This window comes from Ferdinandcohnia sp. Marseille-Q9671 (assembly GCF_976954385.1).
The window spans coordinates 799,537-822,981 of the sequence record NZ_CDRJTA010000004.1 but is presented as its reverse complement, the minus strand read 5'-3'; the positions used below and the strand labels follow the sequence as shown (position 1 = coordinate 822,981).

Below are 23,445 nucleotides of genomic sequence, written 5' to 3'. Positions count from 1 at the left end.
AATTCTTTTATCATCAACAAATAGATAGGTATTATCTATATGAGACATAGTTTTTTTGAAAGTTACGAACTTGTTCGTCTTGTGGCTTTTTTTCTTTTTTATTATACATAGATTGATAGTTTGTGAACATTGAAACGTTAATCAATATTCCCATGGAAGCAAGCAATAATAGAAGAGATGACCCGCCATAACTAATAAAGGGCAATGTTACCCCAGTAATAGGAATTAATCCTGTTAGTCCACCTAGGTTTATTGAGGTTTGTATCGCAATCATTGAAGAAATACCTATTGCTAGCAAACTACCGAATGGGTCTGTACATTTTCTCGCAATTTGGAATCCTCGAAAAACAATGTATGCTAATAATAATAATACAAACATGACTCCAAATAAACCTAATTCTTCTGCAATAACGGCCATAATAAAATCGGTATGGGCTTCAGGTAGATAGTTGAATTTTTGTATACTTTGCCCTAAACCTAGGCCTGTCCAACCTCCAGCACCTAATGCAATATAGGAATTAACTAATTGGTACCCATTTTTTTCATCTTCAAAGGGATTCATAAATCCTAAAAAGCGACCCATTCTACCCTCTGATAATATCCCATCCGATAAAAAATATAAGAATGGTGATAATAGAATAGCTGTAACGATACCTAGTAAGACTAGTTTACCTATGCTTTTAATTCCCATTCCTGAACATAAAATAATTGATAACGAAATCAACCCAATAATAAAGGCAGTTCCATAGTCAGGTTGGATTGCTACTGTCATACAGATAAATAAGGTGAACGCAATAGGTGGCATTACTGCTATACCGAACTGGTTTATATATGCTTGTTTTTTAGAATAAACCGCTGCAAGATAAATGATTACGCTCAATTTAGTAAATTCAGATGGTTGAATCCCCCTAGCACCCACCATAATCCAACTTTGAGCATTATTTGCAGTATGTCCTATGCCGAAAACTAACAAAAGCATTGAAACAGATCCCAGAACGATAATTAGGAGAATTTTTTTGTTAGCATATATTTTATAAGGTAATATCATCGTAAACAAAAAGGCTCCTGCACCAATTAACAACGCTATTTTTTGTCTATCAAAAAAGAAGGAGGGATTTTCTCCAAACTTAGGTGCAGAGGCAATGACCATACTTGCACTATAAACCATGACTAGTCCAAATGAACATAATAGAAACACGGCAAGTACTAATGTATAATCATATGATTTTATTATTTTTTTTAGCATAAGGCATCTTCCTCTAAAAATAAATAGGCAAAGTTATTTATTTATTGTACTATATTTTTTCGATTTATATCGAGAAAATCCTGCATTTCTTATAAACTTGCAGCCTTTCATATGCAAAAATACTATTAAATACAAGGGTCCCTCTATTTTGTTTTTTAGAATGAAGTAGGCCTATCTTTATAAAAAAACTCAAATTATCCTTTAGCAGAATAATTTGAGTTAATTTTATCTATAAGTTTACTTACTTTCGAGTCGAAGCTTCATGTAGAACGGATAATTCACGCTCAAGTTTTGAGAGGAGCTCTTTGCCTTCAAGCCCTTCTATTAATCCTAATCTAACAGCAAAGTCAATTTCTCTGGATAATCCAAACATTTGTGTATCAAGCACTTCTTCATACAATGGGCATTGTGGCATTGTTAAATTATCCATTTGAACTTTTATAAGTTTCAATATTTTTTCTGCATCTGCCTGTAATAAGGACAATGCTTTCTCACGATGATTCACCGAAATCTCTGACGTCAATTTATAACCCCTCCGTTCAGAAGCGATACCTAATCCTATCTATAAATATTAACCTGTATATAGTAAAATTGCAAGAATAAATAGATAAGACTAGCATTCTTTTATTTGAAATAGAGTAACAATTCGTTTACTTATTCCTATTCATTCAGCCACTAAAGAGAATCTACTTTCTATAATATTTCAAAACAATTATAATAAAGAATGAAAGGATTGGTGCATGTATGAATTCAATAATTATGATTGAGGGAAAAACGAAGTATAAGATTACCCTTGACCCTAGTGTGTGGATATTTGATGATCGTAAAGTTGATTTACTTACATATTTTCAGTCAAATCAAAAGGTCGAAGAAGACTTAGCTGAATACACAAAGGCTGTTTCTCATCAATGGGATAGGGAAATAAGGGAAGGTGCAATATATCCTCCTACCTTAAAAACAGAGAAAAAATATGAGAAGGAGAAAGTGTTAACTGGCACATTCGGAATTCCTTTTAATGATTTTATCAAAAATGCAGAACCAGAAATGGAAGCTACTACTTTAAAAATTGTTCAAAGAGAAAAAGAAACTGTTATTCCACTTATTGAAGCACAAGATGCGATACTAGGATTTTCAAAAGTAGGAAAACCTCTACGCGAAGATGGTCCTGTCCATTTTTATTTTGGAGATGGGTCAAATCAAAAAAATCCAATAAAAAATATAACTGCTTTTATCGTTGAATAACATTTGTTCTCGCCTGCCACCAACATAAAATTGGTGACAGGCTTTTTTGGGCCTACTTTTAAAAGACAGTGAACTGTCGAATCAGTTACAGTATATCTGCTGCGAGCTGTGCAAGCCCGGAACGCTCCCCTTTTACTAACCGAATATGGCCAGCTATCTTTTGGTCTTTAAACTTTTCAACCACATATGTTAGCCCATTATTATATTCATCTAGGTACGGGTGGTCAATTTGTTCCGTATCTCCCATAAAAACAATTTTACTTTTTTCCCCTACCCTAGTTAAGATTGTCTTAACTTCATGCTTGGTTAAATTTTGCGCTTCATCGATGATAATGAATTGCTCTGGGATACTTCTTCCTCTTATATAAGTTAAAGCCTCTACCTCGATTGAACCCATTCCTGCTAGAATAGCATCTAACTCGCCAGGCTTTTTCGTATTGAATAGGTACTCTAAATTATCATATATCGGTTGCATCCACGGTCTAAGCTTTTCCTGTTTTTCCCCAGGTAAGAAGCCAATATCTTTCCCCACTGGGACAATAGGTCTTGCAACTAAAAGTTTCTTATAATAACCTAAATCCTCTGTCTGCAAAAGACCTGCAGCAAGCGCTAATAGTGTTTTTCCTGTACCAGCTTTACCGATTAATGTAATCAACGGGATGTCTTCTCTTAATAATAATTCAAATGCCATGGTTTGTTGTACATTTCTAGGCTTAATCCCCCAAATATGATCTTGTGTAAATATGAGTTTTTTTACAATTTTGCCTGTTTTATCTACAATACCTATCGCTGAGGAAGAGCCTCCTAAAGCATCTTTTAATAGTACAAATTGGTTTGGATAAAAAGGATGATTCACTAGTTCTGTAACGTGAAGCTCACCTTTTTCATAAAAGAGATCCAATAGATTTCGATTTATATATATCTCGAGAAACCCCGAATATATATGATCTACTTCAACCACACGATCATTCAAAAAATCTTCAGATTGCAATCCTAATGCGTCTGCCTTTACTCGTACAAGCGCATCCTTACTAACTAAAATGACCTGTTTCCCATTTTCTTTTGATTGTTCTTCTAAGGAGAGATTTTTGGCTACTGCTAGGATCCGATTATCATTTGTTTTTTCAACAAATATATCTTGCAATTCATGGAAAGACCTATGATTCAATTCAATCCGTAAGCTCCCACCCGTTTCAAGCTGAATCTTTTCATGAAGCTTTCCCGTTTTTCTAAGATTATCGATAAGTTTAGAAACCTGCCTTGCATTCCTACCGATTTCATCCATGTATCTTTTTTTCGAGTCTACCTCTTCTAACACAACCGCTGGTATTACAACCTCATTATCTTCGAATAAAAATATTGATCTTGGATCTTGTAGTAGTACATTTGTATCTAATACGTAAATTTTCTCCAAATTTATGCCTCCTACTCAAGTATGATTCATTTTTTGTTTTAGGAGTGAAGCCGGTAATTCATCTGTTAAAAAATCGTTTTATTTATATTTTTATTATATTAGTCAATCCTATTTTTGTTCGTGAAGGACGGACCATTGATAAAAATATATGTCTTGATGCATAAAGATAGAAGAATAATTAAACAATAAAAAAAGAAAACACAAGAACGATGGGAGGCAAAACTATGAGATATATTTATATCCTTCTGTTCGCAAGCATACTCTTTATGTTATCTGGATGTGGTACAACGAATAATAATGCTGGAGAAGATGAGAAAGAAAGTCGTGTACAGGTTAAAAATACAGTTGAAGATCATGTTGACAGAAAGACAGGACAGGAAATCGCTAGCCACCTTGTAGAGATAGCAAGTAGTGTTCCTAACGTAAATGACGCTACGGCAGTCGTGATAGGGAAATTTGCAGTTGTAGGCATTGATGTAAGTGCCAAACTGGATCGTTCTAGAGTGGAGACTATTAAGTATTCAGTTGCAGAGAGTTTACAGCATGACCCACATGGAGCAAATGCAGTCGTTGTAGCGGATGCAGATACTTTCGAACGCTTACGTAAAATGGGACAAGAAATTGAAAAAGGAAGACCTATTACAGGTATATTAGACGAACTTGCGCAAATTGTCGGTAGAATTATTCCAGACGTTCCTAGTGATATTATTGATAATGACAATACGGAACCAACCGAAACAAATGATCGACAATTAAATCAAAAAGAAGAAAAGAAAATTAACAAAGAACAGGATGACCAATCTAACAATAATATGGATAAGTAATGGTAAAGGAGCATTGTTCAACACGTGAATGCTCCTTTTTATATCATTCCATCTACCTCTCCCTCGCTATTAAAAAGACAAACTTTGTCAGAAAAGTATGTATTGTTGTATAATAAGAAAAGTGCAAGGTGCGTTGATATAGGTGACATAAGGATAATGCTGAGCGACGATACTCATTACTTTAGCAGCATTGGCTTATAAATCTGAAACCGATAGCGCCTGGAGCTATATATTAAATAAGAATAGATACTAGATAATACTAGAGGGGTTCAAAGATATGAAAGTAAAATGCGTAATATGCGATATAATTGAAGACATAGAGGATGAATCAAGCCTCGCAAAACGACTCAGAAACCGACCAATACATACATACATGTGCAACCAATGCCATGATCGAATTGAGACAAGAACAAACGAGAGAATCGCAACCAATAATTTCAAACTCTATCGTAAAAAGAAAAAAGATGACGATTGGTGGTAAGAAGTAACAAGGTATCAGAAAAGATATTTGTTTCTTTGAAACCCTAGTCTTAACCTCGAACCGTTACACATTAAAAAAAGCCGAGCTGTACGCTCGGCTTTTTCTTTACTCATAATTTTGATATCTTTCCGGATTTTTTTGAATTTGGTCATGCATAACCTCGATCAATTCAGTTGGAAATCTTGCACTCTTCACTTCTCCATCGATTTTATACGTAACAAGGTACATGACCTCATCCTTTTGAATTGATATATCCTTCAATTTAAACTCATTGACCAGAATATCTTCAAATAGTTCAAAGGTATCTCTTGCTGCTGTATCATCTGGCCTTGCCTCGGCTACAATTTTTATTGTTAACCAATTATAGATTGCATCTTGCAGAGATTTCATTAGTTCGCCTCCCCTATTTTTAGTTATTGCGCTTCACTTTTCTTTGTTTGGTGAAGGCGAACTTTATAAATGATTAAAATAAGAGCGACAATCGCTAGTCCCTCTGCAATAGGCAGGAGTGAACCTAGTAATGTTAAGACAGTACAACCTAACGCTAAAAAAATATAAATGATAATATTTTTTAGCAAAGGGAGTTTCTTTGCAAAGCCCAGATTATAAACAACAACTGATAATAGAAAAATGACAAGATATAAAATATTGCCACCTACTGCCGGATCAGTGTTGCTATATATTGTTCTGGCAATAGGCCACATTTGTTCAATAAAATCCATTCAATCCCCTCCTTCTCCCAGTTTCCTATCATTAAGGTAGCAGAAAGGGACAAGGTTCACAACATTATTGATTTACTTCTGCAAGTTTTTTTCTTTTTGCCGCTTTTTCACGTTCATTTTTATCAAGGACTTTTTTACGTAAACGAATTGATTCTGGTGTAACCTCACAATACTCATCATCATTCAAGTATTCAAGTGATTCCTCTAATGACATGATTCTAGGCTTTTTCATTGTTGTTGTTTGATCTTTGTTTGCTGAACGCATGTTAGTCATTTGCTTCATTTTTACAACATTAACAGTAAGGTCATTTTCACGTGTATGTTCACCAACAATCATACCTTCATAAACCTCAGTACCTGGTTCTACGAAGATCGTACCGCGGTCCTCTATACCCATAATTCCGTATTGTGATGCTTTCCCTGATTCCATTGATACAAGAACCCCTTGTCTACGTCCACCTACGTTTCCTGCAGCCATTGGCTTATAGCTGTCAAACGTATGGTTTAAAATACCAAAGCCTCTTGTTAATGTTAGGAATTCTGTTGTATATCCGATGAGACCACGTGCCGGTACCATGAAAATAAGTCTTACTTGACCATTTCCATTGTTAATCATGTCTAGCATTTCACCTTTGCGGGCACCAATAGATTCCATAATTGCACCTGTATGCTCTTCTGGAACATCAATTTGAACACGTTCAACTGGTTCACAACGAACTCCATCAATTACACGAACAATAACCTCTGGCTTCGAAACTTGTAGCTCGTATCCTTCGCGTCGCATATTCTCAATTAAAATGGAAAGGTGAAGCTCACCACGACCAGATACAACCCAAGCATCAGGAGAATCCGTATTTTCAACTCGTAAGCTTACATCAGTTTGAAGCTGTGCACGTAAACGCTCCTCAATTTTACGAGCAGTTACAAACTTTCCTTCACGACCTGCAAATGGACTGTTATTTACAAGGAAAGTCATTTGTAGCGTAGGCTCATCGATATGCAAAATTGGTAAAGCATCCTGATGTTCAATAGGACATACCGTTTCACCAACATTAATATCTTCCATACCTGATACAGCTACAAGGTCTCCGGCTTTCGCTTCTTGGATTTCAACACGCTTTAGCCCAGTGAATCCAAAGATTTTTGTCACACGGAATTGTTTTACACTGCCATCAAGTTTCATTAAAGCAACCTGTTGTCCAACAGTCATAGTTCCTCTAAATACACGTCCGATTCCAATTCTTCCAACATAATCATTGTAATCAAGTAATGCAACTTGAAATTGCAATGGTTCTTCACTGTTATCAACTGGAGCTGGGATATTTTCTATAATCGCTTCAAACAATGATTCCATGTTCTCATCTTGTTGATGCGGGTCAGTACTTGCAGTACCATTTATAGCTGACGCATAGACAACCGGAAAATCAATTTGTTCTTCAGAGGCATCAAGCTCGATAAACAAATCAATCACTTCATCCACAACTTCCTCTGGTCGAGCAAAGTCACGGTCAATTTTATTTACAACAACAATTGGTGTAAGGTTTTGTTCTAATGCTTTTTTTAATACAAAACGAGTTTGTGGCATACAACCTTCATATGCATCTACAACTAATAAAACACCATCAACCATTTTCATAATACGTTCTACTTCGCCACCAAAATCAGCATGGCCTGGTGTATCCATAATGTTGATTCGTGTATCTTTATAATTGATTGCAGTATTTTTCGCAAGAATTGTAATACCGCGCTCACGCTCAATGTCATTAGAATCCATTGCACGCTCTTCAACATGCTCATTGGTACGGAAAGTTCCTGATTGATGAAGCAATGTATCAACAAGTGTTGTTTTACCATGGTCTACGTGGGCAATAATTGCTATATTTCGTAAGTCATTACGTGTTGTCACTCTTTCACATCTCCTACTGTCAAATTAAATTAGAATAGCGCATAGCGCTTTATCTAGGCACTAATAACTAGATTTACATTTTTTTACTTCCAAAAAAACTTGTAACTAAAATATTATAAACCATAGAGTAGAAATAATACACATTTATCTGTAAAATAATAATGGAAAGGGGCTATTACAGATGAAAAATGTGAATATACCTATGCTTTTGATTGCAATTGCTACTGCGGTTTGTATTATGTTAATTGGTGTTGCAATTGCTGAAAAAAGTCTCCTTGGTATTATTTTGTCTATTATTGCTGTTATTATTTTTACAGGTTTAGGATTTACGACAAAGAAAAAAATGCGTGAGAATGGCAGACTCTAATTCTGCTCCTTCTCACGCTTTTCTTTTGGATTTTATTTTCTCTTTAAAAAATTAGTAAATATTTCATTATGTAAATTAGCTCTAGCAACAAAAACACTGTTTTCTGTTAGTAAGTTAAGTGGTTCTCCATCCAATGTTGTTATGACTCCTCCAACTTCTTGAATCAACACAACACCTGCAGCAAAATCCCATGGAGATAATCGCATTGTAATATAGGCATCAATTCTACCTGTTACAACATATGCTATTTCTAATGCAGCAGACCCGTATGATCTTGTTCCACGAACAGCATTCACAATTGGTATAAGAATCTTTGGATCAATCCGCTTATTTTCCGTCACCCATGTAGCATTAATTGCTAACATGGCCCTTTCAAGTGGAACGTCCCCCAGAGGTTCTATCTTAGTTGAATTAAAATAAGCACCCTGTCCTTTTCTTGCACGATAAAGTTCATCATGTACAACATCATAAATAAGACCTATATGTCCTATCCCTTCTTCATAAACAGCAACTGAAATGGCAAAATGACGCTGTTGGTGAACAAAGTTCATAGTGCCATCAATCGGATCTATGATCCAGGTTATCTCCTTCAGCGCTTCAATTTGGTCCCCTAGACCTTCTTCTCCAAGAATTTTATGAGTTGGATAAGTTTGATGTATCTTTTCAATGAAAAATTGTTCCGTCTCCTTGTCCATATTTGTGACAAGATCATCTGGGTTTGATTTGGTTTCAATAACAAGCTTCATGTTAAAAGATTGTCTAATTCGTTCCCCAGCCTCTTTTATCCATGCTACTGCATGATGTTCGATTTCATCCCAATTAACCATATTATGAACCTCACTTTTATCAATTGCACTTTAGCGTATTTAGTATACTCCAAGAACGGTTTCACGATTACTTGTGTTACATTTACTGTAAAAAGCTTACTTTAGTCGTCATCGAAAAAGCAAGTAATAAGCAACTTAAAAGGCAACAAGAAACCATTATCATCTTCTATTCTTATAGATTGGCTTTAACTTAATTCAGCCGGGGTTCGTAACCCCGACTGAATTAAGTTATGCTCTTAAAATAGTCATTTCTTGTCTAAGTTTTTCTAATTTCTTTTTACATTCTGCTTTTTTTATTTCATCTTTTTCAATCATCGCATCATAAAGGGTTGCTAATTCGTAATCTACTTCCAAACGTAACACAGCCAAGCGTTTTTCTCCGTCTTTCCGCTTCCGATCATTAATTACTTGTTTCATTTTACGCACCCCTTTCACTTATTTCAATCAACCACTTTCCCCTTTTGCAACTACCTTCGAAAGTTACTATTATCTTATGATGAAATTTGCGCATCGTAACAAATATGTGCGTATACCTAGAAATGCTCTAATCGTCTCCTATCACACGTATAAAAAACACGCAATATTCTAAGCAGGCTAGTTCAGATTTTGATTCGTTGTATGTTAAAATACGAAGTGAATACCATTAGGAGGATATAAAATGACTTTTACAGGATTTACGGAAGATGACTTTGATGTTTTTACAATAGATGGACTTGAAAACAGAATGGATGCGTTAATTTCACGTGTTCGACCTAAACTTGAGGAGTTGGGTAATCACTTTGCACCTACACTTTCGAGTCTTACGGGAGACGAAATGTTTCCTCATGTTGCAAAACATGCAAGAAGGACCATCAACCCACCTAAAGATACTTGGGTTGCGTTCGCAAGCAGTAAGCGTGGATATAAAATGCTGCCTCACTTCCAAATTGGGTTATGGAATACACACCTGTTTGTTTGGTTTGCTGTTATTTATGAAGCGCCTATAAAAGCTGAATTCGGAAAAATACTGTTGGATCATTCAAAACAAATTAGAGAAAGTGTCCCTAACCATTTTGTTTGGTCAGCAGATCACACAAAACCAGAAACTATTTCACACAACGATATGAGTGAACAGGAACTAGAGTTGATGTTTTCGCGTCTACAATCAGTTAAAAAGGCTGAAATATTATGTGGTATAACAATTTCTCAAGACGAGGTAGTGACAATGAAGCCAGAAGAGTTACTCCATACAATTGATGGAACCTTCAGAAAGTTATTACCATTATACCAGTTTGCACAGAAAAGTTCAAAGTAAAAAACAAATATGCAAGCGCCATATCAATAGGTACATGACTAGTTATGTAACCTTGTTGCAACTACGAAGTTTGTCTTATCGTTTCAATGTAGAAAGCAATGTAGTTGGATTTTGCCTTAGAATACCTCCATTTCGAATTTGATTTTAAATTTTCCATAACAAAAAGGATGTCCTACACAAATATAGGACATCCTTTTACATTCTTACATTTTCACTAATTCTTTTTCCTCTTTTGCTTTTTGAATCACACGGTATGCAGAATAACCGCTTGTTTCTTCAAATTGCCCACATACCTGCTTTTCCTCTAATTTACTTGGGATAATTTCTTTAAAACGCTTATAAGACTTCATGAGATGTTCTCTTCCAACCCCTTTTTCATATGCCTTTTCAACACATTCAAAAAAAGCAATGACATCTACAACTTCTTCCGTACTCCACTCATATGATATCGGATACTGATAATCCAACTTCATCACCTCTATTTACTCCACTTATTTCGGATTTGCTCTGCTTCTGAGATTATTCGTTCAAAAAGCTCAGCAACAGTAGGTTCGTCTTTTATTAGACCCATTACCTGACCTGCCCACGCATACCCTTCATTCATTTTCCCCTCATATATATAGTTCATATTTGCTTGGCCACTTATGTATTCTTTTAAGCCCTCATAACCACTATTTATTTCTTCAAGCTCTAGTATCTTAGACGTCCATTCATTTGATAGGGCTCTTCCTGGTGCGCCAAGTGAGCGTTTAATAACGACTGTATCATTTTCAGTCCCTTTAATCAATGCTTCCTTATACGATTGGTGGGCATGAACACATTCCTTTGTAGCGATGAAGCGTGTCCCCATTTCGATTCCTTCTGCACCTAAGCTAAGTGCAGCCATTAGTCCTCTTGCATCTCCTATTCCCCCAGAAGCGATTACAGGGATAGAGACTGCGTCCACAACTTGTGGAATAAGAACCATCGTACCAATATCCTGTCTCCCAAGGTGTCCGCCACCTTCTTGTCCGACAACCATTACCGCATCAGCACCTAATTCCTCAGCTTTTTCTGCCTGCCTTCTGGCTGCAACAAGGACTAGTTTTTTTGTATTTACACCTTTTAATTGTTCAAAAATAGGAGCTGGATTTCCCCCAGTCATGGTAATGACTGGCACCTCTTCCTCTATTGCCACCTCAAGCATATGCGAAAAAGGTCTCCCGTGTTGACCAATGGCGTAATTTACACCAAAAGGTTTGGTAGTTAATTGTTTTACTTTTTGAATTTCCTTGCGAAGATCCTCTGGTGTTTCTAGGGACATAGCTGTTATTTGGCCAAGCCCACCTGCATTTGAAACCGCTGCTGCAAGTTCAGAGTATGCTAAATAGGCAAGCCCTCCTTGAATAATTGGATATTTAATACCAAGTAGTGTTGAAACCTTTGTTTTCCAATTCATTAAAAATCCCGCCTTTCTACCATCCATTTTCGATTTCTGCACTTAAATATCCTTTTTTTAATAAATGATTTAACTTTTATGGTTAATAAAGCGTGGTTGTGACAATTTAAAAGAGAGAAATATTTTCTATGCAAACTGTTTTAGTAGTGCTATAATTCATTTGTTTTATTGATAAGATTTGAATTCATACAAATGCCAAGTCTTAATTTAATACTATTTACTACATATAAAGAGGTGTGATTATCAATTGTCTCAAAACGAAACACCATTATTTACTGGTCTTGTCGAACATGCTAAAAAAAATCCAACACAATTTCATATACCTGGACATAAAAAAGGAGCTGGCATTGATCCAGAATTTCGATCATTTATCGGTGATAATGCCCTTTCCATCGACCTGATAAACATCGGACCACTAGATGACCTCCATCAGCCTAAAGGAATTATTAAACAGGCACAAGATCTTGCAGCTGATGCATTTGGCGCTGATCATACATTTTTCTCAGTTCAAGGTACTAGTGGGGCCATTATGACAATGGTAATGGCGGTATGCGGCCCCGGGGATAAAATCCTCGTTCCTAGAAATGTGCATAAGTCAGTCATGTCAGCAATCGTCTTTTCAGGAGCGGTACCAATCTTTATCCATCCTGATATCGATAAGAACCTAGGGATTTCACATGGTATCACCACTGACTCTGTCGAAAGAGCACTGGAGCAGCACAGTGACGCAAAAGGATTGTTAGTCATTAATCCAACGTACTTCGGTATTGCAGCTGACTTAAAAAAGATTGTAGATATTGCTCATTCCTATAACGTGCCTGTCCTAGTTGATGAAGCACATGGAGTTCACATCCATTTCCATGAGAGCCTTCCTCTATCAGCTATGCAAGCAGGAGCTGATATGGCTGCTACAAGCGTCCATAAGCTTGGTGGGTCTATGACGCAAAGCTCTGTGTTAAATGTACGAGAGGGCTTAGTCTCATCAAACCGAGTTCAATCGATTTTGAGTATGCTAACAACAACTTCCACTTCCTATTTGTTACTAGCATCATTAGATGTAGCAAGAAAACGATTAGTTTTAGAAGGACATGAATTAATTGAAAAAACAATACAGCTTGCTAATTATACAAGAGACAGGATTAATGACATTGAAAAGCTTTATTGTGTAGGGAAAGAAATATTAGGAACAAAAGCAACATTCGATTTTGACCCTACAAAACTAATTGTATCCGTAAAAGACCTCGGGATTACAGGATCTGATGTAGAGGTTTGGTTACGGGAAAAATACAATATTGAGGTCGAAATGTCGGATCTCTACAACATCTTATGTATATTCACTCCTGGTGATACCAAGAAAGAAGCAGATTTATTAATTGAAGCACTTGCGGATCTTGCAGATGAGGTTTCACATTATTCCGAATCGAGAACAATACCAGATGTATTACTTCCAGACATTCCGGTACTTGCAATTTCTCCAAGAGATGCGTTTTATTCAGAAACAGAAATTATACCAATTGAAGAATCTGCCGGAAGAGTAATTGCGGAATTTGTGATGGTGTACCCTCCGGGGATTCCAATATTTATCCCAGGAGAAATTATTACAGAGGATAACCTAACGTATATCCAGAAAAACGTCGAGGCAGGTCTTCCCGTACAAGGACCTGAAGACTCTGAACTAAAATATCTGCGCGTCATTAAAGAGCATCGTGCAATAAAATAAGAATACTCCTATATAGTAAGGGTTAAAATTTTTTCATGGAGATAAATGTATTCTTTACTTACTACTTACACAAAAAGCAGTTGCACCTGGAAGACAAAAATAAAGCATGCAAATCTGCATGCTTTTTTCATATACTTTATTAAATTCCTAGTTCTCTTTTTGGTTGCAATCGCAGTGGTCACATTTTGAATAAAGTGTTGTAACCTTCTCATATTCAAAGTGCTCGATTGTTTCACTGCAAGTTTGACAGATGATTGTACCCATTATTCAAAACCCCTTTCAAAGTGTGTTTACTTTAGATTGTTTTGAAAACGCTTTATGTTATGTTATTTATATAATAGTATGTCATATTAAGTTAGTCAATGGTTATTTGTATAACATTTTAATGTTTTTATATACATATTTATTTTTGAAGTTGCTGCAGACAAAGACGTAGTTGTAAGTAGGCTGAAATAAATGCTAGAATAATAGTGAATTCATAGAGGAACTTACATAAATCACACATTAGGGAGTGGGAGTGAAGAATTTGGCAAACGCATACATAAAACTTGTATCTGCATCAACTGCACAAAGTATTTCACTTGAAGAAGTTAAAGATCTATTTATCTATTACAAAGAAATAACTAGTAAAACCGGCCAGCAATTAGACTGGGAGTATAACAACGCTGCATTTCCGTATCAAATTAAAGAAGTCGATCAACAGAACAACTGGTTCTACTTAAAATCAGATCATCAAAATTACAATGCCATTATTGTTGGAGTAGGCTCAGAGGAACTTGAAGGTGAAGATGGAGAAAAAGTGGAACAATTCTATATCCAAGTTTCCCTACCACAAGTTTCAACAGCCGGTGATAAAGGGAAAGCAAACGAGTTTTGTAAGTTCCTAGCGAAAAAGCTGGAAGGTCAACTCCATCTTTTTAACGGAAGAATTATGTATTTTTACAAACGAAAATAGCCGTTAAGGCTATTTTTTTGTTATTCTTTTCGTACTTATAGCAAAATTCCCTTTTACCCTAATGAGTAACATCATACGTATTACTTCCTCATATTTCAATTACTCCATATTACTTATTATGTACATAAGATATACAGATAAATATAATCTTTTTTTACGTAAATGCCCAAAATAGCTTTTCAAACGAAAAGAAACAGGAAAACGAGATGATAGTTATAAGCAAAGAGAGTTTGCGTGTAGTTCCGAATTTAATGGCAATAATAAAAGCTAAATAACAAAATAGAACTAATAGAATTCCTTTAGCCAGCAAACTATCTGACCGTGATAACCAAGTCACTAAGGAAAAGGCACTCCAAATTAAAACCTGTACCAAAACAATCACATATATCTTCATTACAAAGACTCCCCTTTACACTAGGCTTCTTTCGATTGTCCTCTATGAATATCGTATTACTATATTAATTATTATGCACAGGAATATGGTAGTATTTTTCATTTGTGTAACAAATTGATTACATTGAATAGAATTTTTTGAATACATGATAAAATGAATTCGAATAAAGAAATAGGTGTTTTGTATTAGTAAAATAGCTGTTAAGACCTATACATTTTGATTATTTAAACGGAAGAGTGATAATAAAATGAAAGCATCCATTCTATTTGTACTTTCTTTTTTTATTCTTTCCTCTTGTTCTTCAACTAAGTCGCAGCCTCCGGTATTAGAATCTGACGAGAAACAGATTATCTTTTTTTCAGATGAGGATAATCTCAGAGATGAAAGTAATTATTATGATGCCTTACTTGAGCTTAGAAACAAATTTCCCACAGAAATCGCAAACATGAAAGTCATCTCTTCAGATGACACCAGATACTATACACAATACGATATAGAGGAATATCCCTCTTTATTAGTTGTTCACCAAGACAAGATCCTACAAAAAATTGAAGGCATTGCTGAGAAAGAGGAAATTATGAACCCCATTGAGGATGCTTTGTCATCTACTACCAGTTCAAAAAAGTAAATAGAAAAAAATCGCCCACAAACATGTGAGCGATTTTTTAATGTAATGACATCCAGTTTCAGAGCCTAGAACCCGAGTCATAAGCCAATTTAGAATCGAAGGCAAAGTTTTGCCCTCAATTCTAAATCCTAATGCTTTTCAAGGTGAACGTAGCTACTTGAAGTTTTGTTCTTTATTTTACAATGTGTATTGGCATACCTAAAGCTACTTCAGCAGCTTCCATTGTGATTTCACCAAGAGTTGGATGAGCATGTATTGTCATAGCGATATCTTCTGCAGTCATACCCGCCTCAATAGCAAGTCCTAATTCAGAAATAATATCAGAAGCACTCTCACCAGCTACTTGCGCACCGATTAAAAGACCGTCTTCTTTACGAGTAATTAGTTTTACAAAACCATCTGAAGCTTCAAGTGCAAGAGCACGACCATTTGCTGCATATGGGAACTTAGCTGCAATAATATCAATACCCTCATCTTTTGCTTGCTTTTCAGTGTAACCAACTGTTGCTAGTTCAGGTTCAGAGAAAACGACAGCAGGAATTCCTAAGTAGTCAATTTCAGAACTCTCTCCAGCAATAGCCTCTGCTGCAATTTTACCTTCATAAGATGCCTTGTGTGCTAATTGTGGTCCAGGAACAACATCTCCAATTGCATAAATGTTGCTAACACTTGTACGGCACTGTTTATCGATTTCGATAACGCCTCTTTCGTTCATTTTCACACCTGCAAGCTCTAATCCTAGCTCATCAGTATTAGCACGACGTCCTACCATAACGAAAACATAGTCAGCATCGATTGATTTTTCTTCACCGTTAGCTTCGTATTTTACAGTTACGCCAGTTTCAGTTTCTTCTACGCCTTTAGCAAGGGCCTTTGTAATAATTTCAGCACCTTTTTTCTTTAGGTTACGTTTAACAAGTGAAGTCATTTGTTTTTCAAACCCAAGAAGGATATCATCTGCACCCTCTAAAATCGTAACTTGGGATCCGAAGTTAGCATATGCTCCACCAAGTTCAACACCAATAACGCCGCCACCAATAACAACGATTTTCTCTGGTACTTCTTGAAGGGCAAGAGCGCCTGTTGAATCTAGTACTCGTTTAGAGTATTTGAATGATGGTATCTCAATTGGGCGAGAACCAGTAGCAATAATAGCATTTTTAAAGGTATAAGTTTGTGCTGAGTTTTCACTCATCACTCGTAAAGAGTTTGCATCTACAAAGTATGCTTCCCCTTTAACAGTCTCAACTTTATTACCTTTAAGCAGTCCTGCTACTCCACCAGTTAATTTCTTTACAACACTTTCTTTAAATGCTTGTACTTTTGAGAAATCTACTGTAACATTCTCAGCTGTTATTCCCATTGACTCGGAATTTTTAGCTGTTTCATAACGATGTCCAGCGGAGATTAGAGCCTTTGATGGAATACATCCAACGTTAAGACAAACACCACCTACATTTTCTCTCTCTACAATAGTTACTTTTTGTCCAAGTTGTGCAGCACGAATAGCTGCTACATATCCACCAGGTCCAGCACCAATAACTATAGTATCTGTTTCAATTGGGAAATCTCCTACTACCATTTATTACGCCTCCATTAATAATAATTGTGGGTCATTTAATAAGCGTTTGATTTGGTTGAGTGCGTTTTGAGCGGTAGCCCCATCGATCATACGGTGATCAAAGCTTAATGATAAAGCAAGTACTGGAGCCACAACAATTTCACCATTACGAACAACTGGCTTTTCTGCAATTCGACCAACACCTAAAATAGCAACTTCAGGATGGTTAATTACAGGAGTAAACCATTGGCCACCGGCTGAACCGATATTGGAAATTGTACATGATGCGCCCTTCATTTCATTAGGAGCAAGCTTACCATCACGTGCCTTACCTGCTAATTCATTGATTTCATTTGAGATTGCAAAAATTGACTTACGGTCCGCATCTTTCACAACAGGTACTAAAAGACCTTTGTCTGTATCAGCGGCAATACCGATATTATAGTAATGCTTATGAATAATTTCATCAGTTGCATCATCAAGTGACGTATTTAAAGCTGGGAAATCACGTAATGCAGCAGTTAAAGCCTTAACTATATATGGAAGGTATGTTAATTTAATACCTTTGTCAGCTGCAACAGCCTTGAATTGCTTACGATGTGCTACCAACGCAGTAACATCTACTTCGTCCATTAATGTAACGTGCGGAGCAGTATGTTTTGAGTTTACCATAGCTTTTGCAATTGCTCTACGGATTCCACTCATTTTCTCACGAGTTTCTGGATATTCTCCAGCTGGAATTGGTTGTTTTGCAGGAGCTTTTACTGCTTCTTCAGCAGCTGCCTTTGGAGCTTCTGTTGCTGGAGCAGCAGTTGCGCCACCAGTACCAAACGCATCGATATCCGATTTAAGAACTCTTCCATTATCTCCGCTACCAGCAACCTTCTTTATGTCAATTCCCTTTTCACGAGCATATTTACGAACTGAAGGCATTGCGATAACACGACGGTTCTCGTCAACCTCTGTTGTTGCTTCTTGGTTAGCAGCGGCTGGTTGTTCTGTTTGTTCTTCTTGTTTAGCTTCTTCTGCTTTCGGAGCTTCGTCTGAATCATCACCTTTAAATTTAAGGTCCTCGTATCCGGGAGCGTCAAATTTAATTAGTGTGTCACCAACAACAGCTACTGTTCCCTCTTCTACTAAAACGTCAAGTACTTTTCCTTTTACAGGAGATGGGATTTCTACTACAGCTTTATCATTTTGCACTTCACAAAGTACATCGTCCTCATTTACTTCATCGCCTGGCTTTACAAACCATTTTACGATTTCACCTTCATGGATACCTTCACCGATATCTGGCAGCTTAAATTCAAATGCCAAGGTTTTCGCCTCCTAATTTAGTTAGTTTCATGTAGTATAGCCCTGACGTATAAAGATACTTTTTAAAAAACGCCGAGGGCTTTTAAAGGGGAATAACCCCCGTTATGTTTGACTAACTTTTGTTTTTTATCAATTATCCCTTACGGAATTAGCCTTGATTATTAAATACCCACACGATATGGGTCACAAAGACATTAAACAGGCAATACCGTTCGTAATCTTGGTCTACTTAAAAATCATGGAATCCAATAATGGCCATTCTTATTTATTCAAATAAGGTTTATACCTAACTAATAAAGTCTTTTACATTACCCAATCAAAAAAGGTAACTTAGAAGCTTAATACTTTTTTCGCTGTCTCTAATACATCCTTGAAGTTTGGTAACCAAACTGATTCTGCTTGTGAGAAAGGAAATACTGTATCAGGTGCAGCAACGCGTAGAACAGGAGCCTCTAGACTTAAAATTGCACGGTCATTAATTTCTGCAACAACATGAGCTGCTACCCCCGCTTGTTTTTGAGCCTCTTGAACAACAATTGCTCGTCCAGTTTTTTCTACTGAGGCAATAATAGTTGGAATATCTAACGGACTAACCGTACGAAGGTCGATAACTTCAGCAGAAACACCTTCTTTTTCCAACTCAGTTGCAGCCTTTAGACATTCATGTACCATAGCACCGTACGTAATCATTGTAAGGTCTGTACCTTCACGCTTAACTTCTGCCTTTCCAATTTCAATTGTATATTCGCCTTCTGGAACTTCTTGACGGAATGAGCGATATAGCTTCATATGCTCAAGGAAAATAACAGGATCATTATCACGGATTGCAGCAATTAGCAGACCTTTTGCATCATAAGGAGTTGATGGAATTACAACCTTAAGACCTGGTTGTTGAGCCATTAATCCCTCTAAGCTATCAGCATGAAGTTCTGGTGTATGTACACCACCACCAAACGGCGAACGAATCGTTACAGGTGCACTATAACGACCTCCTGAGCGGTAACGCATACGTGCTAATTGACCACTAATTGAATCAATAACCTCATATACAAATCCAAAGAACTGAATTTCTGGAACTGGACGATATCCCTGTAAGCTTAGACCAACAGCAAGCCCGCCAATACCTGATTCAGCTAACGGTGTATCGAATACTCGATCTTCACCAAATTCAGCTTGCAGTCCTTCTGTTGCACGGAACACACCACCGTTAACACCAACGTCTTCCCCAAAAACTAAGACATTTGGGTCATTTTTTAATTCTGTGCGTAACGCATCAGTGATTGCTTGAATCATTGTCATTTGCGCCATGGCTTACTTCGACTCCTTCGCTTTATAAATTTCCATCTGCTCTTCAAGATTTTGAGGCAGTTCTTCATACATAAATGATATCAAGTCAGTTACCTTTTGTTTTGGAGCTTCATCCGCTTTTTTGATTGCGTTTTTAATATCTTCTTTCGCTTCTTCAATTACTTTGTTTTCTAGCTCTTCATTCCAAACACCTTTTGCTTCTAGATATTTACGGAAACGAACTAATGGATCTTTCTTTTCCCACTCATTGTCTAGCTCAGAAGTACGATATCTTGTTGGGTCATCCCCAGCCATAGTGTGTGGACCATAACGATATGTTAATGTTTCAATTAGTGTTGGACCTTCGCCATTAATCGCACGCTCACGAGCCTCTTTTACAGCTGCATAAACTGCAAGTGGATCCATTCCATCAACTTGAATACCAGGGATACCTGCAGCAACTGCTTTTTGCGCTAATGTACTAGCTGCTGATTGTTTTTCAACTGGAGTAGAAATTGCAAATCGATTGTTTTGAACGATAAATACTGCAGGCGCTTTGAACGCACCAGCAAAGTTGATTCCTTCATAGAAATCACCTTGAGACGTTCCACCATCTCCAGTATACGTAATGGCAATTGATTTACTGCCTCGCTTTTTCATACCTAATGCAACACCAGCACATTGTATGTATTGAGCACCAATGATAATTTGTGGTGAAATTACATTTACACCTTCAGGAACTTGATTCCCATGAAAATGTCCACGAGAGAATAAAAATGCCTGATAAAGTGGTAGACCATGCCAAACGATTTGAGGTACATCACGGTAACCAGGTAAAATGAAATCCTCTTTTTCTAAAGCAAATTGAGATGCTATTTGAGATGCTTCCTGACCTGCAGTAGGTGCATAGAAACCTAAACGCCCTTGACGGTTTAATGAAATGGAGCGTTGGTCAAGGATTCTTGTATAAACCATTCTTCTCATTAATTCTTTTAATTGATCATCACTTAAACTAGGAACAGCAGCTTCATTAACTACTACACCTTCCTCATTTAAGATCTGAAACATAGGAAAGTTTTCAGCAACTTTATTTAGTTGCCCTTGTAAATCAAAGACATTTGCTTTTACAGCCATCTTCTTCTCGCTTCCTTTCTTACCCTATTTTTCAATGAAAATACAACGAAACATACAGCTTTAGGTTACCCAAATTTATATCTTTTCAAAGACTTTTTTTAACCAGTTGTTCATGGTCTAAAAAAATTATCGCAATTTCAAACTCCTCAAAAAGTAAATTCCGTTTCCTAAATGACCTGTATCATTTTATTTGGTAAAGCAATTAATACAACTGCTCTTTATCCAAAACCAAGTTTACAACAATAGAACATACACGTCAAATTGTTTGTTTACTGTTTTATTTCCCATTCGACAAAAAATTATTTTTGAATAATTTCCCATTATGAAAATCTGTATCAATACAGCTTTTGTATCTGTACTATAAATAAATCGATTTTTACAGTACAGGTATTCCCCTAAAAAAACACCCACAAAGAAAAGGACTACCCTTAATTGGTAGCCCTTTCATTGCTGTACTATTATTTTTCCTCTTCAAACTCTACTTCAAGTCCTGCATTTTCGTAAAATGAAACTTTTGATTTGTTATATTGGTCTGTGAGGTTATTAAATGTTTCATTTGCTGATACAACTTTTTCATATGTGTCATTAATCAAATTTATTTGAGTTTCCAGTTCATCAAATGTTAGTTCCTTATTTTGGAACATTTCGTATAATTTTCTATCATGTTCAATTGCCTCATTGTAAGTAGAGTACAAATCCTCATAGCTTTCATAACGTTTCGTCATTACAGTAACCAATTGATTTGCTTCCTCTTTTACTTTATCTTCTTTAATTTCTGAGATAAAATCCTCAATCTTATTAAATTCTTTTTTAGAAGCTTTTATACTTTCATATTCGTTCTTAATCCTTGTTTCACGATCTGAAACGATAGTTAAAGCTTCGTTAGAAAGAGTTACAATTTGATCAAATTCTTTCATCCCTAATGTTAAAATTTCATCATATATCTCTTTTTCTTTCTTTTCGAGCTCAAGTAACGGGTCTTGCTGCTCGGCAAAATCTTTCTCAACAGCCACAACTTTCTCTAACGTTTCATAAATTTGCTCTTCAGGCGAGGGTCCCCCCATACACCCTACTAAAAGTAAACTTACACTAATTAATAGGAATACTGCTTTATACATGTTTTTTTTCACATCGTGTTCCCCCTTAACTACTTCCAATATACTATATATTAATACGATTTCATAACTATAAATATATATATGGATATTTAAAAGTCGGGTGAATTATGACACATCTAAAAAGAGGCTTCAACTAAAATATGCCACGTCCTATGTCGGCATCGAAATTCGCCACATCCTGTGCAAACTCTTTGTCTTGCTGTTTTAGTTCCTAAATTATTAAATGTATAGGTTCCCGTACTAAAAGCTTCGACTCCTCGGACTTTTGACGTACAGGATGTGGCGTTCTTATCGACTGGTCCTCTTCCACCTCCTTTTTGAATATCGCATATATATAGAAATGCTTTTAAAATATATGTACTAGTCACTGCTTTAGAACGAGCTACATTGGTGTTTGCCTGTTTAAAATACAATGAACCTTTGCTACACTAAAAAATGAATACAGCTACAAAGATCAGGATGTGATAAGAATGATTACAATGGAACATATAATACGTGAAGGTCATCCTACATTGAGAATGGTTGCACAGGAGGTTACGCTTCCACCTTCAGCAGAAGACTGCAAAATATTGGAACAAATGATTACCTATGTAAAAAATAGTCAAGATCCTGAAATCGCTGAGAGGTATGGTCTCAGACCTGGAGTCGGTCTTGCTGCCCCACAAATAAATATTTCAAAGCGTATGATAGCAGTCCATGTAAAAGATGATAACGATTGTCTTCATAGTTATGCGTTATTCAACCCAAAGATTATTAGTCATTCTGTTGAAAAAAGCTATTTAACTAGTGGGGAAGGTTGTCTATCGGTAGACAGAATTGTACCAGGTTATGTGCCGCGATATGCCAAAATTAAGGTAAGAGGTACTTCGCTAGCTGGAGAAGAAATGACAATTAAGCTAAAAGGTTTACCTGCAATTGTATTTCAACACGAAATAGATCATTTAAATGGAATTATGTTTTACGACCATATTAATCAGGAAGATCCGTTTAACGAATTGGAAAATGCCATACCAATTCAAAGGTAAATTGAGAGGAGTGCTGTTACGTCTAGTTTTTAGACGAGTCAGTGCTCCTCTTTTAATACACAGACTTTATTCCAATTTTCTCCATGATAAACTTCCCCTTTTTACCACATAATAAAAACAAAGAAAATGAACAAGCGCGTCGCTGCGTTGGAATTGAAGCTTAGAGCGTCAAAGATTTCTACTACCTTCTATAAAATTTCACTAGCAAACTGCCCCTTACTGGAATGTTTAAAGTTTAAAAAAAAAGGAGATGATAGTCATGCTTAAAAGGTTACGGAAAAGATTGCTCAAGCAATGGCAGGATTTACTGAGAAGGAAAACAATTGCTTAAATAAAAAGTAGGGAGCCCCTCAAATTTGATGGGCTCCTCATATACTATTATTCGCTCGAATGCTATAATATCTCTATTATGTATATTGAAAACTCTTTCATAATGCGTGAATCTCGTAACAGTTATGGTAATAACCTCTAAGTGATTCCCCCTCTTTTTACCTATTCTTATATCATTCGATAAGAATTATTTAGGAAAAGTAAGAAAAAACATG

At 36.3% G+C, this 23,445-nt stretch carries 25 protein-coding genes; 9 read left to right on the top strand and 16 right to left on the bottom strand.

From position 1 onward, the window contains the following. Positions 1-31: 31 nt before the first annotated feature. Together ACWNMY_RS19335 and ACWNMY_RS19330 are read right to left on the bottom strand one after the other, a co-directional pair. Positions 32-1,246 (bottom strand): FtsW/RodA/SpoVE family cell cycle protein, encoded by a 1,215-nt coding sequence (locus ACWNMY_RS19335; RefSeq protein ID WP_449539878.1) that lies wholly within the window; start codon positions 1,244-1,246, stop codon positions 32-34. A gap of 241 nt (positions 1,247-1,487) precedes the next feature. Continuing rightward, a complete protein-coding gene (locus tag ACWNMY_RS19330; RefSeq protein ID WP_229140547.1) occupies positions 1,488-1,769 on the bottom strand; it encodes a YlaN family protein in 282 nt (93 codons plus the stop codon). Between the two features lie 221 nt (positions 1,770-1,990). On the opposite strand from ACWNMY_RS19330, the gene ACWNMY_RS19325 reads away from it, so the two are divergent. After that, a complete protein-coding gene (locus ACWNMY_RS19325) occupies positions 1,991-2,488 on the top strand; it encodes a peptidyl-prolyl cis-trans isomerase (protein ID WP_449539877.1) in 498 nt (165 codons plus the stop codon). Positions 2,489-2,573: 85 nt separating this feature from the next. Here ACWNMY_RS19325 and ACWNMY_RS19320 read toward each other — a convergent pair whose 3' ends face one another. After that, positions 2,574-3,902 carry a PhoH family protein gene (locus ACWNMY_RS19320; RefSeq protein WP_449539876.1) on the bottom strand — a complete coding sequence of 443 codons (1,329 nt, stop codon included), beginning with the start codon at positions 3,900-3,902 and terminating at the stop codon, positions 2,574-2,576. A 224-nt stretch (positions 3,903-4,126) separates the two neighbouring features. Here ACWNMY_RS19320 and ACWNMY_RS19315 point away from each other — a divergent pair, with 224 nt between their 5' ends. After that, positions 4,127-4,726: a YhcN/YlaJ family sporulation lipoprotein gene (locus ACWNMY_RS19315; protein ID WP_449539875.1), complete on the top strand. Its 600-nt coding sequence runs from the start codon at positions 4,127-4,129 to the stop codon at positions 4,724-4,726. A gap of 277 nt (positions 4,727-5,003) precedes the next feature. Then, positions 5,004-5,207, top strand: a complete 204-nt coding sequence (locus ACWNMY_RS19310; RefSeq protein ID WP_449539874.1) for a YlaI family protein — start codon at positions 5,004-5,006, stop codon at positions 5,205-5,207. 105 nt (positions 5,208-5,312) lie between these two features. On the opposite strand, the gene ACWNMY_RS19305 is transcribed toward ACWNMY_RS19310, so the two are convergent. The 3 genes from ACWNMY_RS19305 to typA all read right to left on the bottom strand — a co-directional run bounded on the left by ACWNMY_RS19305 (position 5,313) and on the right by typA (position 7,835). After that, positions 5,313-5,597 carry a hypothetical protein gene (locus ACWNMY_RS19305; RefSeq protein WP_449539873.1) on the bottom strand — a complete coding sequence of 95 codons (285 nt, stop codon included), beginning with the start codon at positions 5,595-5,597 and terminating at the stop codon, positions 5,313-5,315. A gap of 23 nt (positions 5,598-5,620) precedes the next feature. Then, positions 5,621-5,911 (bottom strand): YlaH-like family protein, encoded by a 291-nt coding sequence (locus ACWNMY_RS19300; RefSeq protein ID WP_449540494.1) that lies wholly within the window; start codon positions 5,909-5,911, stop codon positions 5,621-5,623. An 82-nt stretch (positions 5,912-5,993) separates the two neighbouring features. Further along, a complete protein-coding gene (gene typA / locus ACWNMY_RS19295; protein WP_449539872.1) occupies positions 5,994-7,835 on the bottom strand; it encodes a translational GTPase TypA in 1,842 nt (613 codons plus the stop codon). A gap of 181 nt (positions 7,836-8,016) precedes the next feature. On the opposite strand from typA, the gene ACWNMY_RS19290 reads away from it, so the two are divergent. Then, complete coding sequence (locus tag ACWNMY_RS19290; RefSeq protein WP_449539871.1) at positions 8,017-8,202, top strand: YlaF family protein; 186 nt, start codon at positions 8,017-8,019, stop codon at positions 8,200-8,202. 32 nt (positions 8,203-8,234) lie between these two features. On the opposite strand, the gene ACWNMY_RS19285 is transcribed toward ACWNMY_RS19290, so the two are convergent. Beyond that, positions 8,235-9,029, bottom strand: coding sequence for an inositol monophosphatase family protein (locus ACWNMY_RS19285; RefSeq protein ID WP_449539870.1), 795 nt, complete (start codon positions 9,027-9,029; stop codon positions 8,235-8,237). A gap of 228 nt (positions 9,030-9,257) precedes the next feature. Continuing rightward, entirely contained in the window at positions 9,258-9,446 is a 189-nt protein-coding gene (locus tag ACWNMY_RS19280) for a hypothetical protein (RefSeq protein ID WP_449539869.1), read from the bottom strand. Positions 9,447-9,687: 241 nt separating this feature from the next. On the opposite strand from ACWNMY_RS19280, the gene ACWNMY_RS19275 reads away from it, so the two are divergent. Then, positions 9,688-10,323: a YktB family protein gene (locus tag ACWNMY_RS19275; RefSeq protein WP_449539868.1), complete on the top strand. Its 636-nt coding sequence runs from the start codon at positions 9,688-9,690 to the stop codon at positions 10,321-10,323. Positions 10,324-10,526: 203 nt separating this feature from the next. On the opposite strand, the gene ACWNMY_RS19270 is transcribed toward ACWNMY_RS19275, so the two are convergent. Both ACWNMY_RS19270 and ACWNMY_RS19265 read right to left on the bottom strand, forming a co-directional pair. Continuing rightward, a complete protein-coding gene (locus ACWNMY_RS19270; protein WP_449540493.1) occupies positions 10,527-10,790 on the bottom strand; it encodes a UPF0223 family protein in 264 nt (87 codons plus the stop codon). A gap of 11 nt (positions 10,791-10,801) precedes the next feature. Further along, positions 10,802-11,761: an NAD(P)H-dependent flavin oxidoreductase gene (locus tag ACWNMY_RS19265; protein WP_449539867.1), complete on the bottom strand. Its 960-nt coding sequence runs from the start codon at positions 11,759-11,761 to the stop codon at positions 10,802-10,804. Between the two features lie 247 nt (positions 11,762-12,008). Between ACWNMY_RS19265 and ACWNMY_RS19260 the strand changes: the two genes are divergently transcribed. After that, positions 12,009-13,481 carry an aminotransferase class I/II-fold pyridoxal phosphate-dependent enzyme gene (locus tag ACWNMY_RS19260; RefSeq protein ID WP_449539866.1) on the top strand — a complete coding sequence of 491 codons (1,473 nt, stop codon included), beginning with the start codon at positions 12,009-12,011 and terminating at the stop codon, positions 13,479-13,481. 147 nt (positions 13,482-13,628) lie between these two features. Here ACWNMY_RS19260 and ACWNMY_RS19255 read toward each other — a convergent pair whose 3' ends face one another. Continuing rightward, positions 13,629-13,745 carry a GapA-binding peptide SR1P gene (locus tag ACWNMY_RS19255; RefSeq protein ID WP_449539865.1) on the bottom strand — a complete coding sequence of 39 codons (117 nt, stop codon included), beginning with the start codon at positions 13,743-13,745 and terminating at the stop codon, positions 13,629-13,631. 262 nt (positions 13,746-14,007) lie between these two features. Here ACWNMY_RS19255 and ACWNMY_RS19250 point away from each other — a divergent pair, with 262 nt between their 5' ends. Beyond that, positions 14,008-14,436, top strand: a complete 429-nt coding sequence (locus ACWNMY_RS19250; protein WP_449539864.1) for a DUF1885 family protein — start codon at positions 14,008-14,010, stop codon at positions 14,434-14,436. Between the two features lie 641 nt (positions 14,437-15,077). Beyond that, positions 15,078-15,458, top strand: a complete 381-nt coding sequence (locus tag ACWNMY_RS19245; protein ID WP_449539863.1) for a small peptidoglycan-associated lipoprotein — start codon at positions 15,078-15,080, stop codon at positions 15,456-15,458. A 172-nt stretch (positions 15,459-15,630) separates the two neighbouring features. On the opposite strand, the gene lpdA is transcribed toward ACWNMY_RS19245, so the two are convergent. The 5 genes from lpdA to ACWNMY_RS19220 form a co-directional block, all read right to left on the bottom strand. Further along, positions 15,631-17,040, bottom strand: a complete 1,410-nt coding sequence (gene lpdA, locus ACWNMY_RS19240) for a dihydrolipoyl dehydrogenase (RefSeq protein ID WP_449539862.1) — start codon at positions 17,038-17,040, stop codon at positions 15,631-15,633. A gap of 3 nt (positions 17,041-17,043) precedes the next feature. After that, on the bottom strand, positions 17,044-18,336 hold the full coding sequence (locus ACWNMY_RS19235) for a dihydrolipoamide acetyltransferase family protein (protein WP_449539861.1): 1,293 nt from the start codon (positions 18,334-18,336) through the stop codon (positions 17,044-17,046). Positions 18,337-18,666: 330 nt separating this feature from the next. Continuing rightward, on the bottom strand, positions 18,667-19,644 hold the full coding sequence (locus ACWNMY_RS19230; RefSeq protein WP_449539860.1) for an alpha-ketoacid dehydrogenase subunit beta: 978 nt from the start codon (positions 19,642-19,644) through the stop codon (positions 18,667-18,669). A 3-nt stretch (positions 19,645-19,647) separates the two neighbouring features. After that, positions 19,648-20,757 (bottom strand): pyruvate dehydrogenase (acetyl-transferring) E1 component subunit alpha, encoded by a 1,110-nt coding sequence (gene pdhA, locus ACWNMY_RS19225; RefSeq protein WP_449539859.1) that lies wholly within the window; start codon positions 20,755-20,757, stop codon positions 19,648-19,650. Positions 20,758-21,215: 458 nt separating this feature from the next. Beyond that, the gene (locus ACWNMY_RS19220) at positions 21,216-21,887 is read right to left on the bottom strand and encodes a YkyA family protein (protein ID WP_449539858.1); all 672 of its coding nucleotides are present in this window, start codon (positions 21,885-21,887) and stop codon (positions 21,216-21,218) included. A gap of 458 nt (positions 21,888-22,345) precedes the next feature. Between ACWNMY_RS19220 and def the strand changes: the two genes are divergently transcribed. Further along, positions 22,346-22,900 (top strand): peptide deformylase, encoded by a 555-nt coding sequence (def, locus tag ACWNMY_RS19215; RefSeq protein ID WP_449539857.1) that lies wholly within the window; start codon positions 22,346-22,348, stop codon positions 22,898-22,900. The last annotated feature ends 545 nt before the right edge of the window (positions 22,901-23,445 follow it).

What these genes read in the sequence shown, in the direction of transcription:
- ACWNMY_RS19335 (WP_449539878.1), bottom strand. Translation starts at nt 1,246, where the DNA reads ATGCTAAAAAAAATAATAAAATCATATGATTATACATTAGTACTTGCC.
- ACWNMY_RS19325 (WP_449539877.1), top strand. Translation starts at nt 1,991, where the DNA reads ATGAATTCAATAATTATGATTGAGGGAAAAACGAAGTATAAGATTACC.
- ACWNMY_RS19315 (WP_449539875.1), top strand. Translation starts at nt 4,127, where the DNA reads ATGAGATATATTTATATCCTTCTGTTCGCAAGCATACTCTTTATGTTA.
- ACWNMY_RS19310 (WP_449539874.1), top strand. Translation starts at nt 5,004, where the DNA reads ATGAAAGTAAAATGCGTAATATGCGATATAATTGAAGACATAGAGGAT.
- ACWNMY_RS19305 (WP_449539873.1), bottom strand. Translation starts at nt 5,597, where the DNA reads ATGAAATCTCTGCAAGATGCAATCTATAATTGGTTAACAATAAAAATT.
- ACWNMY_RS19300 (WP_449540494.1), bottom strand. Translation starts at nt 5,911, where the DNA reads ATGTGGCCTATTGCCAGAACAATATATAGCAACACTGATCCGGCAGTA.
- ACWNMY_RS19290 (WP_449539871.1), top strand. Translation starts at nt 8,017, where the DNA reads ATGAAAAATGTGAATATACCTATGCTTTTGATTGCAATTGCTACTGCG.
- ACWNMY_RS19285 (WP_449539870.1), bottom strand. Translation starts at nt 9,029, where the DNA reads ATGGTTAATTGGGATGAAATCGAACATCATGCAGTAGCATGGATAAAA.
- ACWNMY_RS19280 (WP_449539869.1), bottom strand. Translation starts at nt 9,446, where the DNA reads ATGAAACAAGTAATTAATGATCGGAAGCGGAAAGACGGAGAAAAACGC.
- ACWNMY_RS19275 (WP_449539868.1), top strand. Translation starts at nt 9,688, where the DNA reads ATGACTTTTACAGGATTTACGGAAGATGACTTTGATGTTTTTACAATA.
- ACWNMY_RS19265 (WP_449539867.1), bottom strand. Translation starts at nt 11,761, where the DNA reads ATGAATTGGAAAACAAAGGTTTCAACACTACTTGGTATTAAATATCCA.
- ACWNMY_RS19255 (WP_449539865.1), bottom strand. Translation starts at nt 13,745, where the DNA reads ATGGGTACAATCATCTGTCAAACTTGCAGTGAAACAATCGAGCACTTT.
- ACWNMY_RS19245 (WP_449539863.1), top strand. Translation starts at nt 15,078, where the DNA reads ATGAAAGCATCCATTCTATTTGTACTTTCTTTTTTTATTCTTTCCTCT.
- lpdA (WP_449539862.1), bottom strand. Translation starts at nt 17,040, where the DNA reads ATGGTAGTAGGAGATTTCCCAATTGAAACAGATACTATAGTTATTGGT.
- ACWNMY_RS19230 (WP_449539860.1), bottom strand. Translation starts at nt 19,644, where the DNA reads ATGGCGCAAATGACAATGATTCAAGCAATCACTGATGCGTTACGCACA.
- pdhA (WP_449539859.1), bottom strand. Translation starts at nt 20,757, where the DNA reads ATGGCTGTAAAAGCAAATGTCTTTGATTTACAAGGGCAACTAAATAAA.
- def (WP_449539857.1), top strand. Translation starts at nt 22,346, where the DNA reads ATGATTACAATGGAACATATAATACGTGAAGGTCATCCTACATTGAGA.